At 70.6% G+C, this 15,581-nt stretch carries 17 protein-coding genes; 10 read left to right on the top strand and 7 right to left on the bottom strand.

Features of this window, described 5'->3' with window-relative positions:
* Positions 1–85: 85 nt before the first annotated feature.
* Both GTY67_RS34115 and GTY67_RS34110 read left to right on the top strand, forming a co-directional pair.
* Positions 86–715, top strand: coding sequence for a hypothetical protein (locus GTY67_RS34115; RefSeq protein WP_161281715.1), 630 nt, complete (start codon positions 86–88; stop codon positions 713–715).
* 342 nt (positions 716–1,057) lie between these two features.
* Positions 1,058–2,608: a hypothetical protein gene (locus GTY67_RS34110; protein WP_161281714.1), complete on the top strand. Its 1,551-nt coding sequence runs from the start codon at positions 1,058–1,060 to the stop codon at positions 2,606–2,608.
* An 80-nt stretch (positions 2,609–2,688) separates the two neighbouring features.
* Here GTY67_RS34110 and GTY67_RS34105 read toward each other — a convergent pair whose 3' ends face one another.
* Both GTY67_RS34105 and GTY67_RS34100 read right to left on the bottom strand, forming a co-directional pair.
* Entirely contained in the window at positions 2,689–3,606 is a 918-nt protein-coding gene (locus GTY67_RS34105; protein ID WP_161281713.1) for a helix-turn-helix transcriptional regulator, read from the bottom strand.
* A gap of 9 nt (positions 3,607–3,615) precedes the next feature.
* Positions 3,616–3,885, bottom strand: a complete 270-nt coding sequence (locus GTY67_RS34100) for a hypothetical protein (RefSeq protein WP_161281712.1) — start codon at positions 3,883–3,885, stop codon at positions 3,616–3,618.
* A 773-nt stretch (positions 3,886–4,658) separates the two neighbouring features.
* Between GTY67_RS34100 and GTY67_RS34095 the strand changes: the two genes are divergently transcribed.
* The gene (locus tag GTY67_RS34095) at positions 4,659–4,880 is read left to right on the top strand and encodes a hypothetical protein (protein ID WP_161281711.1); all 222 of its coding nucleotides are present in this window, start codon (positions 4,659–4,661) and stop codon (positions 4,878–4,880) included.
* Complete coding sequence (locus tag GTY67_RS34090; RefSeq protein WP_161281710.1) at positions 4,873–5,949, top strand: response regulator; 1,077 nt, start codon at positions 4,873–4,875, stop codon at positions 5,947–5,949. The genes GTY67_RS34095 and GTY67_RS34090 overlap by 8 nt, the downstream gene beginning before the upstream one ends.
* 21 nt (positions 5,950–5,970) lie before the next feature.
* On the opposite strand, the gene GTY67_RS34085 is transcribed toward GTY67_RS34090, so the two are convergent.
* The gene (locus GTY67_RS34085; protein WP_161281709.1) at positions 5,971–6,987 is read right to left on the bottom strand and encodes a hypothetical protein; all 1,017 of its coding nucleotides are present in this window, start codon (positions 6,985–6,987) and stop codon (positions 5,971–5,973) included.
* Between the two features lie 350 nt (positions 6,988–7,337).
* Here GTY67_RS34085 and GTY67_RS34080 point away from each other — a divergent pair, with 350 nt between their 5' ends.
* Positions 7,338–8,063 carry an AbrB/MazE/SpoVT family DNA-binding domain-containing protein gene (locus tag GTY67_RS34080; RefSeq protein ID WP_161281708.1) on the top strand — a complete coding sequence of 242 codons (726 nt, stop codon included), beginning with the start codon at positions 7,338–7,340 and terminating at the stop codon, positions 8,061–8,063.
* Positions 8,064–8,072: 9 nt separating this feature from the next.
* Here the strand turns inward: GTY67_RS34080 and GTY67_RS34075 are convergent, their stop codons facing one another.
* The gene (locus GTY67_RS34075) at positions 8,073–8,429 is read right to left on the bottom strand and encodes a hypothetical protein (RefSeq protein ID WP_161281707.1); all 357 of its coding nucleotides are present in this window, start codon (positions 8,427–8,429) and stop codon (positions 8,073–8,075) included.
* A 367-nt stretch (positions 8,430–8,796) separates the two neighbouring features.
* On the opposite strand from GTY67_RS34075, the gene GTY67_RS34070 reads away from it, so the two are divergent.
* Entirely contained in the window at positions 8,797–9,258 is a 462-nt protein-coding gene (locus GTY67_RS34070) for a hypothetical protein (protein ID WP_161281706.1), read from the top strand.
* Positions 9,259–9,349: 91 nt separating this feature from the next.
* On the opposite strand, the gene GTY67_RS34065 is transcribed toward GTY67_RS34070, so the two are convergent.
* The 3 genes from GTY67_RS34065 to GTY67_RS34745 are packed head-to-tail and all read right to left on the bottom strand — an operon-like array spanning position 9,350 to position 11,801.
* Positions 9,350–10,438, bottom strand: coding sequence for an integrase (locus GTY67_RS34065; RefSeq protein ID WP_343238817.1), 1,089 nt, complete (start codon positions 10,436–10,438; stop codon positions 9,350–9,352).
* Positions 10,435–10,926, bottom strand: coding sequence for a hypothetical protein (locus tag GTY67_RS34060; RefSeq protein WP_161281705.1), 492 nt, complete (start codon positions 10,924–10,926; stop codon positions 10,435–10,437). The genes GTY67_RS34065 and GTY67_RS34060 overlap by 4 nt, the downstream gene beginning before the upstream one ends.
* Positions 10,927–10,985: 59 nt before the next feature.
* Positions 10,986–11,801: a hypothetical protein gene (locus GTY67_RS34745; RefSeq protein ID WP_202462759.1), complete on the bottom strand. Its 816-nt coding sequence runs from the start codon at positions 11,799–11,801 to the stop codon at positions 10,986–10,988.
* 279 nt (positions 11,802–12,080) lie between these two features.
* Between GTY67_RS34745 and GTY67_RS34050 the strand changes: the two genes are divergently transcribed.
* The 4 genes from GTY67_RS34050 to GTY67_RS34035 all read left to right on the top strand — a co-directional run bounded on the left by GTY67_RS34050 (position 12,081) and on the right by GTY67_RS34035 (position 15,573).
* Positions 12,081–13,472: a hypothetical protein gene (locus tag GTY67_RS34050; RefSeq protein ID WP_161281704.1), complete on the top strand. Its 1,392-nt coding sequence runs from the start codon at positions 12,081–12,083 to the stop codon at positions 13,470–13,472.
* 459 nt (positions 13,473–13,931) lie between these two features.
* A complete protein-coding gene (locus GTY67_RS34045; protein WP_161281703.1) occupies positions 13,932–14,249 on the top strand; it encodes a hypothetical protein in 318 nt (105 codons plus the stop codon).
* Positions 14,246–15,295: a zeta toxin family protein gene (locus tag GTY67_RS34040; RefSeq protein ID WP_161281702.1), complete on the top strand. Its 1,050-nt coding sequence runs from the start codon at positions 14,246–14,248 to the stop codon at positions 15,293–15,295. Before GTY67_RS34045 ends, GTY67_RS34040 begins: the two co-directional genes overlap by 4 nt.
* 86 nt (positions 15,296–15,381) lie before the next feature.
* Positions 15,382–15,573, top strand: a complete 192-nt coding sequence (locus tag GTY67_RS34035) for a hypothetical protein (RefSeq protein WP_161281701.1) — start codon at positions 15,382–15,384, stop codon at positions 15,571–15,573.
* Positions 15,574–15,581: the final 8 nt, after the last annotated feature.

Here is a 15,581-nt window from a genome sequence, read left to right as displayed (position 1 = left end):
CTCGCGCCCGCGCCCGCGTGGGTCTGGCGCATAACGCGCGATACGGCCGCGACGGTAGCGGCGATGGCCCGTACGGTCCGCCGTCATGAGAACGCACCAGCGGCGCCCGGGCCGCCCCTCCCTGCTGACCCCGGAGCGCGTCGACGCCGTCGTCAGGGCCTCCGCCGTCGGGGCCGCCACCTCCCTCGCCGCCGAAGCCGCCGGAGTCTCCCGGGCCACTCTCGCCCGATGGATGGCCCGAGGCCGCGACGCCGCCGAGGCCCGTGAGGAGGGAGAGCCCGGCGATCCGCGCGACGACGCGTACGTGGACCTGTTCCGTCGGGTGGAGATCGCCCGGGCCCGGATGGCCACACAGGCGCTCGCCCGGGTTCTGCAGGCCGGGGCCGGAAGTCTCGTCCTGGAGGAACGCGTGCGCACCTACACCGACCCCGTCACGGGCCAGGACGTCGAGGAACGGCAGGTGCGCTACCTAAGGCCGGACTGGCGCGCGGCCGCCTGGTGGCTCGCCCGAGTCTTCCCCGAGCACTACGGACCGAACGCCAAGCCCTGGGACCAGATCCTCGACGAGTTCACCGCCCAGGAGCTTCACCACGAACACGACCGCTCCGAGCCCACCGAACTCTCCGGTCTCGCCGACCGCCTCCGACTCGCCCAGGCGACCCCAGACGCTCAGCCGCCCGAACTCCCCTCTCCTGTCCCCGTCACCTCCGCCTGATGCTCCGCCCCTCGTCACACCAGTCACACCTGCCACGAATCCATCGCCTTTTGGTCTCCCGTGCCTTCTGGTGGCCTCTATCGCTCCTCACGCGGAGAGGGAGAACAACCCGCGGGTGGAACGCGCAATCTCCCAGCGGGCTGTCCGTCACTCCCCCTACTCTGGAACCCATACGGCTAGACGCGTACTGCCGTTCGCCGCCGTTCCGGCGCCCACGCCGCCCGGGACATCGTCGGCCAAGGTCTCTCGGGGCCCGCGAAGTTCAGCAACTGCTCTGTCCTGGATCGGCCCCGACGTACACGGCCGGCGGGAGCGTGGGAGACCGCTGGGTCTGGAGTACGCATGTCGCCGAAGAAGCAGAGCACCGCAGCCCGTAAGGCCCGCGCCGAGGCGCGGCAGGGCGTGAAGTACACCGAAGCCCTCCGCACCACCGAATCCACTGGCCCCGCCCCGGCCGCCCCGGACTGGGACGACCTGGTGGTCTCCGCACTGTCCGCCGTCGTCGCCGAGCACGGCGCCGTACCGGTGTCGGTGGTCTGGGATGAGGACGCCCGCTACTCCATGGTCCAGCGCGAGAGCGGCGAATACGGTGGCGTCCGCTGGGGTGTTGTGGAGCCCGCCGCCGACGGTGTCGTCATCCGCGAGGTGCGCGACTGCACCGGCGTGGTGACCGAGGGCACGCGGGTACCCGTGCCGCACCGGCTGGACGACGGCCAGGTGGAAGTCGCCGCCTTGTGGCCGGTGGTCTGGTGCTCGAACGCCCAGCCGTTCTGGCGCTACGTCCACAACGGTTGGGCGGTGGAGCGGCCGGGCGACTTCCCCGCTGCCCTCGACCCGGTGTGCCCCAGCCCGGTCCTGCCGTACGAGGTGCGGGTCTACACCGTGCCGGACGGGGTGCTGGGCGAGGACCACTTCGGCGGCTCCCCGGGCTGGGGGACGCAGGCGTGGTGCGACCGTCTCGACAAGGCGGTCCTCCTGGCGGACACGGCGGTCGCCTCCCGGCTGAGCACACCGGATCGCCCGGCCGGCGGTGACTGCGGCACTCTGCGCGCCGAGGTCTGGGAGCACTCCGTCCACGACCAGGGCACCCTGCCCTCCCGGCGCCACCGCGCCGACGCCGCCCCGGACCGGCCGCAGGTGCCCCACCTGCCGTTCGGCACCTGGCCGCCGAATCGCCCCGCGTCCGCCGAGGCGCCCCGGGAGCCGACCTGGTTCCCGGGCGAGAAGCACCCGCCGGCCTACAACCTGCGGGTCTGGTCCGAGACCGGCGGCTGGATGACGCTCGGCTGGTTCAACGGCGGGCGCAACGCGGCGAGCATCGCCGCCGCCCTGCTGCGCGTCGGTGTCGGTGGTCCGTTCCCGTTCGCCGAGACCTGGGGCCCGCACCACCCGGACACCTGGAGGCACGACTGGATGCAGGAGGGCCAGGCCCTGATGGACTACCACCCCGACGAGCCGTACGCCGAGAGCTCTGCCCGCTACGACGAGCAGCGCCGCCAGGAGGAGGCGGACCTGGTGGCCGCGCTCACCGCCCGCAGCCGCGGCGCGCTCACCACCGAGCAGGTCGTAGCCCGGCTCAAGACCGGCGGGCAGGCGTACCGCGACTTCCTGCACATCGGAATGGTCTGCATCATGGACGCCCTCAACGAGATGCGCCTGGCCGCCGACGAGGGCAGCGAGAAGCGGATGCGGGCCCGTACGGCGCTGGACGCCCTGGAGGACCACCACCAGGTCGACGACTGGGTCATCGAGCTGACCACCGCGCACATGGCCTCCCGCCGACGCCGTGACCACGACTCCCCGGCCAGGTCGCAGGACTGGCGGGAACAGGCACTCCGGGAGTACCTGTCCCCGACTGCGGAATCGCGCGGACTTCCCGGACCGCCCGCCTGACCCCCTCTGCCCCCACCTCAGCGAAGGTGGGGGCAGAGGGCTCAGCGGCCGACTTTTACGCTAGCGAGTCTGATGGCCGTCTAGAACAGCAGCCGTAGCTGCGGCTCGTCGGGCTCGAACTGGATGGCCTGCTGATGAGGTTGCTCATCGCTTTGCGGCAGGTCGAACAGGACAGGCTCCACAGGCAGGCGGTAGAAGGGACGACCAGCGCGCCCCTTCCGGAACGAACGCGCCTCGGTGGACCGGGGACTCCGGGTTCGTACGGGCAAGGCGACCCGGCGGCCGGGATCCTCGTACTGGCTGAGATCCACAGCGGCCACGACACCTGTTCTGACCGAACGCGGTCCGGGGACCAGGGGCCGCAGCGTACGGGGCTGGATTTCGTCCGGAAGCTCCGCCGGCCAGTTGCCGTCGAACCACACACCGTGCTCTTGCTTCTCGGCGCGCCACGCCCGGCTCCAGGCGCTCTCCCACGGCTTCCACCTGCTCTCAGGCAGGTCACAGGCCCGGAGGAACGCCTGCAGCTGCTTGAGGTCGCGCGGTACGGACTGCTTGCTCACGATGCGGTGGGCGGCGCTGCGCGGCAGGCTCCCGAAGGAACCTGCCCGTTCCTCCATGACCCGCAGCGACGGTCCGCCAGCCTCCTCGTAGAGGCCGCGCAGGGCGGCACTGAGTTCGGCGAGATCGCCGACCAGCGCGGGGGACGGCACCGGCCGGGCGGATCCGTCGGCACGTGCTCGTTCGCGCCGGGCTCGCAGCCACAGCCGGTGTGCTTCATCTCCTCGGGCGTTGCAGCCGCGGGCATAGGCCATCACCCTCTTCAGCATGGGCACCGTGCGACCCGAGGCAACCCGCTGCAGGGTCGTGGCGTGCAGCCCGGTGAGATCCGCCAGCTCCCGATAGGTCAGGCACGCTGCGGTCCGGCGGTCCCGGAGCCACTGCACCAGTTCCCGAAGAGCGGGGGAATCCGTGGCGATCTCTTTCTCGATCCGCCCCATGACGCCCGCTCAGGCGGCGGTGAGCACGGCCTTGAGGACCGTCCTGACTGCCCTGAGGGAGAACCGGGTGCTCAGCGCGATCGTGCATCCGGCGATGAGCCCGGCCCCGGCGAGCAGGAGAAGGACGTCGAGGACTGGCACCTGCTCGGCAACTACGAGTGCGGCCGTCAGACCGACCACGACGATGATCACGATGGCTTCGGCGCCGTTGAGACGACGGCTCGTGACGGTTCTTCCGTGCTCCACGCAGGAACTGACGGAGGGGGACTGCTTGGACATGGGGACCCTCATGTTCTTTCGAGCGGTGCCCGGGGACCCGGGCACCGCGCTACTGACTCCATCTGGGTTGCACCACAGGTCGGTTGCCGCCTCCCTGCGCGTGGTGCGTTGCAAAGATGTTGGCACCTCCAAGCCCGCGAGCCACGTCCGCTCGGTACCTGACGGCCTTTTTGATGCTGATCAGTCCGACCAAGTTTCTTTCGCCGGTGACTTTCCGTTCCGACAAGGAGTGGTTCCTGGGACGCAGTTCACGCACGTGAGGGGCTGGTTGCACGGTGACGGATGTAGCTGTCCGTCACTAGTGGTAGGAAAAATTGATGCAGAAGCGCCCCAATTCTTCTTGCGATGTGCTTGGGCGCAGTGCCACGATCCGCGCGTACGCACGCCGTACGGCCCCTGATGGCTACTGGCTCCATCCATTGATCAGCAGGGTTTTCGGGTTCCGCGTTGCCGCGTCGGTTCCCGCCGAGGCCGAGGTCGCTCTGCGACCTCGGCCTTCGCGCGTTGCAGGGCGGGAAGCTCCATCAGACCGCTGTTGCCATCGGACCCGCCAACGTTGCACGAGCACAACTGGCAACCCGGTACCCGGTGACGCCTTGGACCTGCGCAAACGTCAGGACTGCGCGATGCGCGGCCCATCGTTCCGTTGCCACTGCCGCGATCACGTACCGCAACGGTCAGGTCACGCCTCATGCTGTTCTCACCCGCCCGGCGCAGTGCCGGGCGGAGCGCTCCCACCTCACCGAGGGAGGGACAGATGAAAGGGGTGAGCCGTGAACGGGCCTTTACTGCCGCTGAGATCGGCGTTGGTGTTCCTGATGGCGGTGATCAGCGGCACGGTGGCGGGCTGGCTGTGCTGGATAGCGGAGGGGAGCGTGCCGCGCGGCGTACTCGCCGGCCTCGCAGCCGCAGGGTTGGCGATCCCGTTCTTCAACCGCCTGATCGCGTCCGAGGCCACCGGACGGCCCTGCGAGGAGGTGCGCGGACATGGGTGAGCTGCGCCCCCTGGGAGAGGACCTGACGCAGGAGTCGCGGGCACTCGCGCAGGCCCTGCGCGAGCTGTTCGAGGGCCTGGACGTGTCCGTCCGCCGCTACGCGGCCCGGCACAGCCGCGACCCCGGCACGTTCTCCCGGTACCTCAACGGAACCCGTCTGCCTCCCTGGGAGGTGATCATGGGGATCATGACGGACCTCGCCGAGCACCGCGGCACGACCGTCACGGCCGAGGCCATCGACTTCATCCGCGGCCTGCACGGCTCCGCGTTCGACTCCAGCTCCTCCCCGAACCACGCGGTGGAGATCATCGAGCAGCAGCTGGCCGACGCGGACCACGTCTCGCGGCGCTCCACCGTCCGCGGCGACGTCCTGGGCGACGCCCTGCTGGAACGCCAGAACCGGATCGCCAACCTGGAAGTGCGCCTCAACCAGATGGAGGCGACCCTCACCACCGAACGCGAGCGGGCCGGCCAGCTGGCAGCGGACAACCCCGACGTGTCGGAACTCCTCGGGGAACGCGAGGTGCTGCGGCAGGAGGTGACGCGGCTGGGCAGCGAGCTCCAGGCGGCCCATGACCAGCGGGATGCCGCCGAGGCGCGCTGCGACCTGCTGGAGCGACAGCTCGCCGCCGTCGAACACCCGGTCGCTCTGCCAGCGGCCCCTCCGCTGCGCATGCCCAAGGTGCTCGTCGTGGACGACCAGCCCGACAACCTGCTCGCCATGACGGCAGTGCTGGAGACACTGGACCAGGAGCTCGTCACCGTCTCTTCCGGCCGCGACGCCCTCAGGGCACTCCTGGACCACGACGACTTCGCCGTCATCATCATGGACGTGCAGATGCCCGGGATGGACGGCTACGAGACCGCCGCCCACATCAAGCGCCGCCCCCGCACCCGGGACGTGCCGATCATCTTCCTCACCGCCATGGGCATCGACCCCGAACACACCGCCCGCGGCTACGCCGCCGGCGCCGTCGACTACATCAGCAAACCCTTCGACCCCTGGGCCCTGCGCGCCAAGGTCGCCGTCTTCACCGAGATCCACCTCGAACGCCGGATCGCCTCGTAGACGAGACCGGTGTTCCCCGAACTACGCCATGTCTTCAAGCTCTCCGGCGACCTGGTCGTGGGCGACGAGTTCGTCGCGGAACGACGGGATGAGCTTCCCGGCGTTTCCGTACTGGCCCGGCTCCAGTTCACGGACTCGGTAGGCGACGGGCGCACCGGCCTCGCTCCACTCCGCCGCGTACACGATGGCGGGACGCCCGTCGGTGAGGCGGATCCGGGCGCCGTACCCGTGGCCGCCATGCTGCTGGACCAGAAGGTCGTCCAGCCAGCTCTTCGGGGCCAGCCACAGCACGCCGGGCGCCTCCATGTAGCCGTTCATGTTCCGGCTCTTCGTCCACCGCCTGCGCCACTTGTCGACCAGACGGCCGACCGCGTCCCGGTCGTCGGCCTCCTGCCACGTCAGGATCTCCCGGTAGTCGGTGTCGACGACGTCCGCGTACGCGTCCAGTTGCGGCTTCACCTCGCCCCACCACTGCTCGGGCACCTTCGTCATCAGCCGGGCCGCCGCGCGGTCCAACGGCTCCATCACCGCGTCGACCGGGGCCTGGTCGTCCGCCTCGACGGCAGCCCGCAGTTCTGCCCGGTCGGGGCGGAACTCGGGGTGCTGGTCGGTGAGCATCGCGTAGACCAGGTCCAGCAGCCAGATGGCGTCGCGCGCGAAGAACGACCCCTCGGGGTAGGTCGCCGTCGGCGGCTCGAACCGGTTGCACAGCTCCCCGGCCCGGCCGATCGGCAGCCTCGCCGCCCGCTGCACTTCGAGCTGGGCAGCCTTGGAGTCCTCCGGCCGCCACGGCCGGCACAGCACGCCCGGGTGCGCTGTGCCGTCGCAGTCGGTCGCGCACACGGCTCGGGCGATCGAGTAGAGGCGCGGGGGAGTGAGGTCCTGATCGGTCCCGGCGGCCGACGGGGCGGGCGTCAGTGGAGCGCTGACAACGGCTTCCGGTTCGGCGGCGAGGCGGCGGCGGGCCGCCGTGTACGAGATCCCTTCGCGCGCGGCGAGCTCACGGGCCGCGCGCTTGAGCTGCTTGTCGATGGTCATAGTCGTCTCCAGATCGGCGGGAGATCCCACGCATCCCCGCCAGTGGAAGACAACGGACAGCGGAACGATGCGGCACGTGAAGCAGAGCCCCTTGTCCTCGTTGCCGCTCCCGGCGTGGGCGGGATCCGGCTCGGAGTCAGGCCGACGCGCGGCGGCCAACTCTCAAAATAGCGGGTCGTCCGCAGGGCATCAGCCCTGTTAGCCCCGTTAGCTCTAACAGGTCCAACAGAGTTCGCCTGGCAGACACAGATGCCGGTGTACTGCGAGGCACACCGACCCCTTCCCCCGTGAGGGTGAGCATTCGGGATTTCTGCTCACCAAAGCGCCTGCCGGGGCTACGGTGCGGCGGCATGGAGCCATCCGAGACCGTCGTCACCACCGTCCGCATCGGGCAGCGCGGACGCCTGATCCTGCCCGCCCAGGCCCAACGTGCGACCGGCATCGGCCAGGGCACCCAGGTCGCCTTGCGGACCGGGCCGAACGGGTCCATCACCATCGAGCCGCTGTGGGCGGTGACGAACCGTCTGCGCGCCGAGTACACCGAGCTGCTGGACGACCAGCTGCCCGTCGGCCCGGCTCTGCTGTTCGCCGGCGGCCGCCAGGTCGATCCCGACGACCTCACCGACCTCGGCCCGGCCCTGCACCACTTGCCCGACCGGGATCCCGGCAGCGGCCGCCGGGTGTACCGCGACGATCGCGGGCCGGTGCTCACCTCCCGGGCCGTCCTCGCCTGGCTCACCGCCGAGCACGGCGCTCTCATCGCGGACGCACTGCCGTACGGACTTCTCCCCGAAGCCGGGGTCTCCGACCTCGTCACGCACCTGGCCCGGGCCGGGGCTCACGAACGCGCTGACGCGCTGCTCACCGACCTCGGTGTCCTCGGCCTTCGGATGCTCGGCACGGCCAAGAATCGTGCCACGCTCGCCGAAGACACGGCGGTGGCGCTGGAGCTGATCCGGACAGCCGATACGGCCGGGTACCTGCTCACCATGCCCGATGCCCTGTGCGCGGCGGCCGCACGTCGCCTGGAGGCCGGGCTGGTGGCCGCCGACCTTCTCGCCCCCACCGCCTCCTGAACCACCGGCTCAGGAGCTCGTGCGGATGCCCTGGAAGCCCGGTCCGAGGCCGCGGCGCTTCGGCGGCCTGCGCGCGGCAGGCACCGAGGGCGTGGCGGACGGCTTCGGCTCCTGTTCGGCGGGGGCAATACCGAGGCGCCGGCGGGCGCTGCCGGTCGCTGCCGCCACGGCGACGAGGATCTGCGCCAGCTCGGGGTCGGCACCGCCCAACGCCTCAGTGAGGGTGTCGACCGCGTCGAGGACGTCCTCGGCGGCCGCCGTGCTCCAGCCACCCGGCCGCGCGATGTCCGCGAGGTGACAGGCGGTCTCCACCGCCAGCTCGGCGTGCCGCTCGACCCCGGGCGCGGCCCGTTCCCACGACTCCACTGACCGTCCCGATGCCGTTCCCGTCGAACTTCCCTGGCGGCGAGTGTCACACCGCTGTCATGGCGACGCCCCGGGCCCGTGGCCGCTCCGTTCGCGGGTCGCGCCCTGGGCTCCCTCCTGTGTCGCGCCCTGGGTGTTCTCCTGCGTCGCACCCCGGGTCGCAACGCTCTTCCCCCGCCCGGGCCTTGAACAACACTGTGACCAGCACCTTCGACGCGATCCTCTCCGGCATCGGCCGCCGACTACTTGTCTGTGCCGCTATGGCGGCGGACCGCCCGGCGTGTTCAGCCCAACGTCCGGTACGCGGCCGGAGACAGTACGACGAGCGGGGCGATGGTCCCGCATCGAGTGAACGGAGAACCTCACGGTGTCAGTAGCCGAAGAGACCATGCCGCCCGCCGCGACCGAGCAATACGTGGATGTGCAGTGGCCGGAGGACAGGGTGGAGCAGGCCGCCGTACAGCTGCTGCGCGAGTACCGGAACGGCCTGTGGATCCGCCGCTTCGCCGTGGACCAGACGCCCTGCAACCGCCCCTGGATCATCCGCGCACAGGACCGGCCCATCGTCGATCTCAGCAGCGATGGCACACCCCGCATCGACTGGAACGCGGTCTCCCACCTGGTGAGCAGCACGGATTCCTGGGTGTACCGGGCCTCGCAGAGTGAGATCGCCGTCCTGCAGTTCGCCGCCTCCCTCATGGGGACCAGCGTCAGCCTCCAGAGCATCACCCGTGCGTTGGGCTCCTCCGTCCGGTACTCCGACGACGGGGAGGATGAGTACGGCGTGGAGCTCCTCCAGCGGGCTCTGCGGGAGACCATGGCCTTCTGAATCCTCCGGCTGCGCCTGCGGAGGAGCACACGTCAGCCCCGGTCAGACCTGTTGGTTCTAACGGGCCTGACCGGGGCTGAGCCGTACGGGGTCAGGTGAGGCCGGCGGAGGCGTTGTCGTCCCAGCCGTCGTCACGCTGCATGTAGCCGAGCATGGAGCGGGAGTGGCGGGCCCAGCCGCCCTGGTCGGCGATGGCGATGCCGTCCTTGCCGTTGCGGCGGCCGACGGAGGCCAGGCCGATGCGCAGGGAGTGCCCGGTCCAGTGGATCGGCACGCCGGCCCGCTCCGAGATGCGCTTGATGGCACGGGTGACGGAGTCGGGCACCATGCCGCCGGTGACGTGGCCCCACCGGTCGATGCCGACGAACGCCGGCGTCGACGGGTCGGCCCACTGCTGGCCTTGTTCGGCGACCAAGCGGGTGCGGTAGGCGGTCCAGGCCCGTACGGGGCAGAGCTCGGGGTCGTCGGCGTAGCGGATCTTGGCGTTGCGTACGGAGTGCTTGGTCTTACCGGTGAGCACGGCGACGACCAGGCCGCGCGGGTGCAGGCTGACGTCGTCGGCCAGCAGCCCGGCCGGGTCCTGGCTGCGCGAGGCGTAGTGGAAGCCGGTCAGGGTCAGGGCCTTGTCCCGGTCGCCGGTGAGAGTGTCGGGGCAGGCGCGGGCGATGGCGCGCAGGCCGTCGACGTCGGCGCCGACGGCCTGTCCGCGGCCGCGCCGTTCCCCGGCCTGCAGGAGTTTGACCGCCAAGCCCTCCAGCGCGGCGCGGGCGTCGGCCTGGTCGTCGCCGGAGACCGTCACGCCGCGCTGGCGCAGCCCGACGACGGCGGCCGCCAGGTGGGTGGAGGCCGAGGTGGGGGCGTAACCCTTGCCGGTCTGCTGGCCCTCGCGCAGCATCCACGTCACAAACGCCACCAGGGCGCCCCGGGAGCCCTCCAGCTCCGGCAGGCGGGCGGAGGCGCAGAACCGGGTCCACACCCGCCAGCTCTTGTTGTAGGTGTCGACGGTGTTGTCCGGCGTGATCTCGGCAGCGACCGCGTCGGCCAGGTCCTCGGCCTCGGCCAGACGGCGCGCGGCGTCGACACCGTGGCGCTCGGCCCACCGCTCGATGAGTGTCTGGCGTGCCGTCGCCTCCTCGCCCGCGACGGCGCTCGCCGACAGCGTCTGGGGCGGGGCGGTCACCGCGGCGGCCTGTCGGGAGCGATGGCGGAGTGAAGGGTGCCTCCGTCGCTCTCGTCTCCCAGTGCCTGCTCGACGAACTCTGCGTGCTCGACGCAGGTGTAGCGCAGGCGGCGCCAGCGGGGGAGATAGTCGGGGTGGTCGGCGAATCGCTGGGCAGTCGTCACGAGCCGGTTCCAGTCCGTCCACAGACGCTGGCTGAGGTCACGGGCGTGTCCGGGCGCCCTGATGTCGCCCTCGGTGAGCTCGATCTCCCAGGAGACCAGGTCATCGCTGAGGTCGCGGCAGTTGGCGGCGATGGTCTCGGCGAGATGGTCGGCGGCCCACCGGCCATCGGTGCCCTCCGGCTGCGCGCGGGCGATCTCGCCCAGGCGGGCGTCGAGGAACGTGAGGAGCGGCTGGACGTCTTCGACACGCAGATCGTTGGAGAACTCCAGGATGGCCGCCGGGGCGAGAATGTCTTCGCGGTCGAGGTTGGTGCGGTGGGTCATGAGGGTGTCCCTTTCATTCTCTGGTGCTCTCGTGGGGAGGATCTCGCCTGAGTCGTGGGTCACGTCCGGTCGCCGTCACCCTGTGCCGCGCCCGCCGAAGCCGCCCCCGTACGCGCCGCATCAGCCAGCAGTTCGGCGTGCTCACGGCGGGAGCCACTGTTCCGGCGGGCCTGTTCGGCGCTGTCGCGGTGCTCGTCGGCCAGTTCCGGCTCGGCTCCGGTCAGCTCCTCGTACAGAGCGGCGGACTCTTCATGGAGTACGGCCAGCCGGGTCAGTACCTCCGCCCGGGCCTCCGGGCGGGCACCGACGTCGTTGAGGCGGCTCCACTCGTCGTACGCGGGGGTGATCTGCTTGCTGAGCACGGCGAGCCGGGCGTGCAGGCCCGTCGCGCGTTCCCGACGGGCTGCTTCGGCGGCGGCGGTGCCGGGGAAGCGGACGGCGTCCAGGCCGGAGCTGACCGCATGCTGCGGGTGCTCGGGATCGTGGTCGGCGTACACGCGGTCCAGCTGCTGGGCTGCATCCAAGGTGGAGTGGTGGCTGTCCCGCGAGAACAGGCTGCGGCCGCTGGCGGCCCAGGCGTTGACGCCTCCGGTCCAGCGCTCATGGGCGGCCTGCTTGCTGATGCCGGCGGCAGCGGCCACCTGGGACCAGGTGGTGCCCTCCTCGCGTTCGGCGACGACGGCGTGCTCCACAAGTTCGTCCACCATCTGCTTCAGCGCCAGGGTGCGACGCAGCCGCTCGCCGCGCGGCGCGGCGGGATCGACGGGCAGCAGAGCGAGTGCCTTCCTGCGGAGGTGTTCGACTTCGTAGGCGAACAGCACGCGGGCTTCGTCGCGCGGAGAGAGCACGCGCGGCCCGTCAGGGGTATCAGTCATGGCGTCAAGGTACACCTGACGCAGAGGAGCGTCAGGCTTTCCCTGACTTCTTCACTCGTCAGGCTCAGCCTGACAAATCCATTGACGTTCTACCCCATTTGTCGCGTCGGATAAGGAGAGCTTATCCGACGCGACCCCCTCCGTCCGCGAGTCGCGGACACCTCGCGGGCAGGTTGGCCGATTCTCGCTGCACTAAGAGGGTTAGTGAGCATGTATAAGGGAGACAGGTTCAGTGATGCATAAAGCATGCAGCACTTGAAGGGAAACGAGGAATCAGTCTTGAGTCACGTTCTTCCGCTCGCCAACGGCCTGCGCACCGATCACCCGGTGCCGGGTCTGCCCTTCGTCGACGACTCCCACCTGCCGCTCGACGACGGCCCCGAGGCCATCGAGGCCGTCGGCCGTAACCGGGGCCCGGGCATGTGGGGCCGCTTCGACAAGAACCGCGCCCACGGTGGCTGGCGCGCGTTCACCACCGACCCGCTCGACACCACGCTCGGCTGGTCGGTGCGCTCCCATCCCGAACACGGCCGCACCGTGCTGCTGCTGGGTGACGGTGACACCTCCTCCCTGCACATGGACTGGGGCGGCGAGCAGTTGCTGTTCCGGGCCGGCGGCTACTGGTGGAACGGCGAGACGTGGTTCCGGCCCGGGCAGGTCTGGAATCCGGTCGAGGAGGAGTATGAGCGGCGCAAGGCCCGGATGGCCGCCACCGTCACCGCCGCCGACCTGCTCGACGGCCGCGCCGACCCGGCCAGGGCGTACGTCGGCAAGGTGTCCGCCTTCGACCCGGACGTCGCCCGGCCGGACAACTGGCCCGACCACCTGGCGCTGTGGGCCGAGCGCCACCAGGCGCAGGACGGCGCCCGGCCGCTGGAGCGGTGTGTGGTCGACCTCTCCAGCCCGGAGCTCACCGGCGCGCAGTTGATCGGCGCCCCGGAGCTGGCGGAGCTCGGCGGCATCACCGCCTCGACGCTGCGCTCCTACATCTCACGCCGCAACTCCGAGGTGCCGCTCCCGCAGGCCGTTGTCGGCGGCCGCGACCAGTGGGCCCGGGCCGTGGCGGACGACTGGGTGGAGTCCCGCCAGCGCTCCTACCAGGGCGTCAAGACCGCCATGTCCGGCGGCGACCCCGACAGCCTCTCGCCCGGCGCGGTCGAGGTGCGCGACCGGTTCGCCGTCGACTTCCACCACACGCTGTTCGACCGACCCGACGTACGCAAGCGGTGGGTACTGCGCCAGCGCAACAAGGAGTCCGTCGCGGAGGTCGCCGACGCGCTGGCCTGGTCGGTGGCCGTCAGCCTCGACGCGATCGTGCCCACCGAGCACCTGGGACGGACCGTGCGAGCCTCGGTGCTGTTCGACTTCACCGAGTCCCTGGAGATGCTCGGCGACGACGCTGACGAGGACGGCGACGGGCCCACGCACTGGTGGCACCTCAACCTGACGCCGTCGGTGGCCAAGACGCTGGACTGGTACATCCGGTGCTTCCCCGCCGAGGCGTACGTCACCATCGGGGAGATCCAGCGGCAAGCGCACAAGACGTGGAAAGCTCCGGCGGCGGACACCTTGAGCGCGCTGCGGTCGGCGCTCTCGCTCGACGGCGAGCTGACCGAGCAGCAGCGCGAGACCTACTTCGCACTACTCGAACCGCATGAGACCGCCGACTGAACCCTCTCAATCCTCCGCAGGCCTGGGGCCGATGACAGTGGCCTCAGACCCGGCGGTTTGCCAGACGCACACACCGCCCGCTGTCGGCGGCCCCCACTATCTTGGGACGGGAAGGAAGCTCCGAGGATCACCAGGACTATGTGATGCAGGTTACTCGGTACTGGTGAAGATTCTTTGTCGGAACAGGTCGGCGACAGCAGCGGCACCGGGGAGCCGTTCGACCTCGTGGTCCGCCGCCGCGGCCGCAGCACCGGCCCCAACGGCTGGACCCAGTACGACCCGGCCGTTCCTCGCCGTCCTTCCCGGCAGGAACGCCGCACCCACCAAGAGGTGAGACGTGCGTCCGGCCGACTCTCCGGCCCGCGCCGGCGTACGGACGGGGGTTGGCCCCGCCGAAAACCGCTATGTCCGTTCGAGCTCCATCCAACAGAATGATCACACCTTCGAGAAGGGGTCCTCATGCCGAACCGACCTGGGAGCAACGGAATTTCGATCACCCACGCACTGGAGCCGCACGACTGGTCGAACGAGGAGACGGCCGCTTACGAGGCTGCGATCGAGGCGGTCAACGGGGTCGTCGGCGCCTACAGCGGCCGTATCGCCGCCGAGGAGGCCAAGCCGCGGCCGGACCGGGGCGTCATCAAGGAGGCGCGTACGGCCCAGGCCCAGCTCGCCCGTGAGCGCGAGGCCCTGCGGTCCAGCGACCGCGAGCAGATCGCCGCCGCCCGCCGGGACTACGCCCAGCTGGCGCGCGATGTCCGGGAAGGACGGGCATGATCGACCCTCAGGAGGTGGAGCGCTACCGGCTGCCGGAGGCCGAGAACCAGCGCATCTTCCGCGAGCGGATCGTCCCCGACCTCCTGGCTGGCGCCGAGTCCCAGAAGACGCCCACGATCGTCTTCCTCGTGGGGCAGCCCGGCGCGGGCAAGAGCAAGGTGACCGAGATGGTCGCTGGCGTGCTCAACCAGAACGGCGGCTTCGTGGACGTCGACAGCGACCTCTACAAGCCCTACCACCCGGCCTATGACGCTCTCATGGCGCAGGACGACACCCTCATGGCTGCCTACACCCGTGCGGACGGCCGGGCGTGGATGGCGCAGGCCGAGGACTACGTCCGTACGCACGGCCTGCACGCGATCATCCAGGAGACCTCGCAGAACGCGCAGGCCGTCGAGGACAAGATGCGTGCGTACCGGGAGTCCGGGGCCCGTATCGAGGGTCTGTTCATGGGTGTTCCGAAGGCGCTGAGCGACCAGGGCATCGTCAACCGGTACTTCGAGCAGCTCGCCGACCGGGGGCAGGGCCGCCTCACCGTCCAGGCCAATGCCGACGAGTCGTACGCGGGCGTCCTCGACCTGGCCGACCGCGTTGATCGCGGGGCCCTAGTCGACCTGGCCAGCGTCTATCGCCGTGGCGAGAGCAAGCCGCGCTACAGCAACAGCCTGGACGACGCCGGGCAGTGGGTCGCCCCTCCGGGGCTGCGCGACGGGGTCGACGCCGAGCGGAGCCGCCCTCTGGGGGAGGCCGAGAGCAGAGCCTTCGTGGACACCCAGCTGCGGCTGCGTGACGTCAGCCTCCGGCAGGGGCCGGAGTGGCCGGAGCGGATGGCCCGGATCGAGCGGAGCGCGGCGCCGGTTCTGCTGCCCGCTGACGCTCAGCGCCTTGCGGCGCCGGCGCGGCCGTCGTCCGCGGCCGCACGCTCCCGTAGCACTACCGTCCGCCAGTCGCCGCCGAAGCGCGGCCCTGCTCCGGACGCCGGGGCAAAGCAGCAGCCGCCCCGGCGTCCGGAGGGTCCGGAAGCCGGGCGCGGACGCAGCAGGTAGGCCGCCCCTCTTCCGGGGCGTGGCAGCGCCCGCCAGTAGTCTCGGCGCTCCACTACGACCTGCCCGGGAAGATCAACACCGCGAACGTGAACCTGCGTAGCGGGCCGGGTACCTCGTACTCGTCCAAGGGCCTGCTCGCCAAGAACACCAAGACGATCTGGCGATGCAGCACGCCCACCGTGGCCCACCAGTGGGGCTGGGACTACATCAAGGTCACCTCCGGTGCGCACAAGAACACCTGGGGCTGGGTCCGAGGCGGGTACGACCAGCCCGTCTAGACACTGCT

The sequence above is a fragment of the Streptomyces sp. SID8374 genome (assembly GCF_009865135.1).
Lineage (GTDB): Bacteria > Actinomycetota > Actinomycetes > Streptomycetales > Streptomycetaceae > Streptomyces.
This window is presented reverse-complemented; position numbering and strand designations above follow the sequence as displayed.

Coding starts and splice junctions, on each gene's coding strand:
- GTY67_RS34745 (WP_202462759.1), bottom strand. CDS start 11,801: ATGACTGATACCCCTGACGGGCCGCGCGTGCTCTCTCCGCGCGACGAA.
- GTY67_RS34110 (WP_161281714.1), top strand. CDS start 1,058: ATGTCGCCGAAGAAGCAGAGCACCGCAGCCCGTAAGGCCCGCGCCGAG.
- GTY67_RS34115 (WP_161281715.1), top strand. CDS start 86: ATGAGAACGCACCAGCGGCGCCCGGGCCGCCCCTCCCTGCTGACCCCG.
- GTY67_RS34060 (WP_161281705.1), bottom strand. CDS start 10,926: ATGACCCACCGCACCAACCTCGACCGCGAAGACATTCTCGCCCCGGCG.
- GTY67_RS34105 (WP_161281713.1), bottom strand. CDS start 3,606: ATGGGGCGGATCGAGAAAGAGATCGCCACGGATTCCCCCGCTCTTCGG.
- GTY67_RS34045 (WP_161281703.1), top strand. CDS start 13,932: ATGCCGAACCGACCTGGGAGCAACGGAATTTCGATCACCCACGCACTG.
- GTY67_RS34090 (WP_161281710.1), top strand. CDS start 4,873: ATGGGTGAGCTGCGCCCCCTGGGAGAGGACCTGACGCAGGAGTCGCGG.
- GTY67_RS34100 (WP_161281712.1), bottom strand. CDS start 3,885: ATGTCCAAGCAGTCCCCCTCCGTCAGTTCCTGCGTGGAGCACGGAAGA.
- GTY67_RS34085 (WP_161281709.1), bottom strand. CDS start 6,987: ATGACCATCGACAAGCAGCTCAAGCGCGCGGCCCGTGAGCTCGCCGCG.
- GTY67_RS34040 (WP_161281702.1), top strand. CDS start 14,246: ATGATCGACCCTCAGGAGGTGGAGCGCTACCGGCTGCCGGAGGCCGAG.
- GTY67_RS34080 (WP_161281708.1), top strand. CDS start 7,338: ATGGAGCCATCCGAGACCGTCGTCACCACCGTCCGCATCGGGCAGCGC.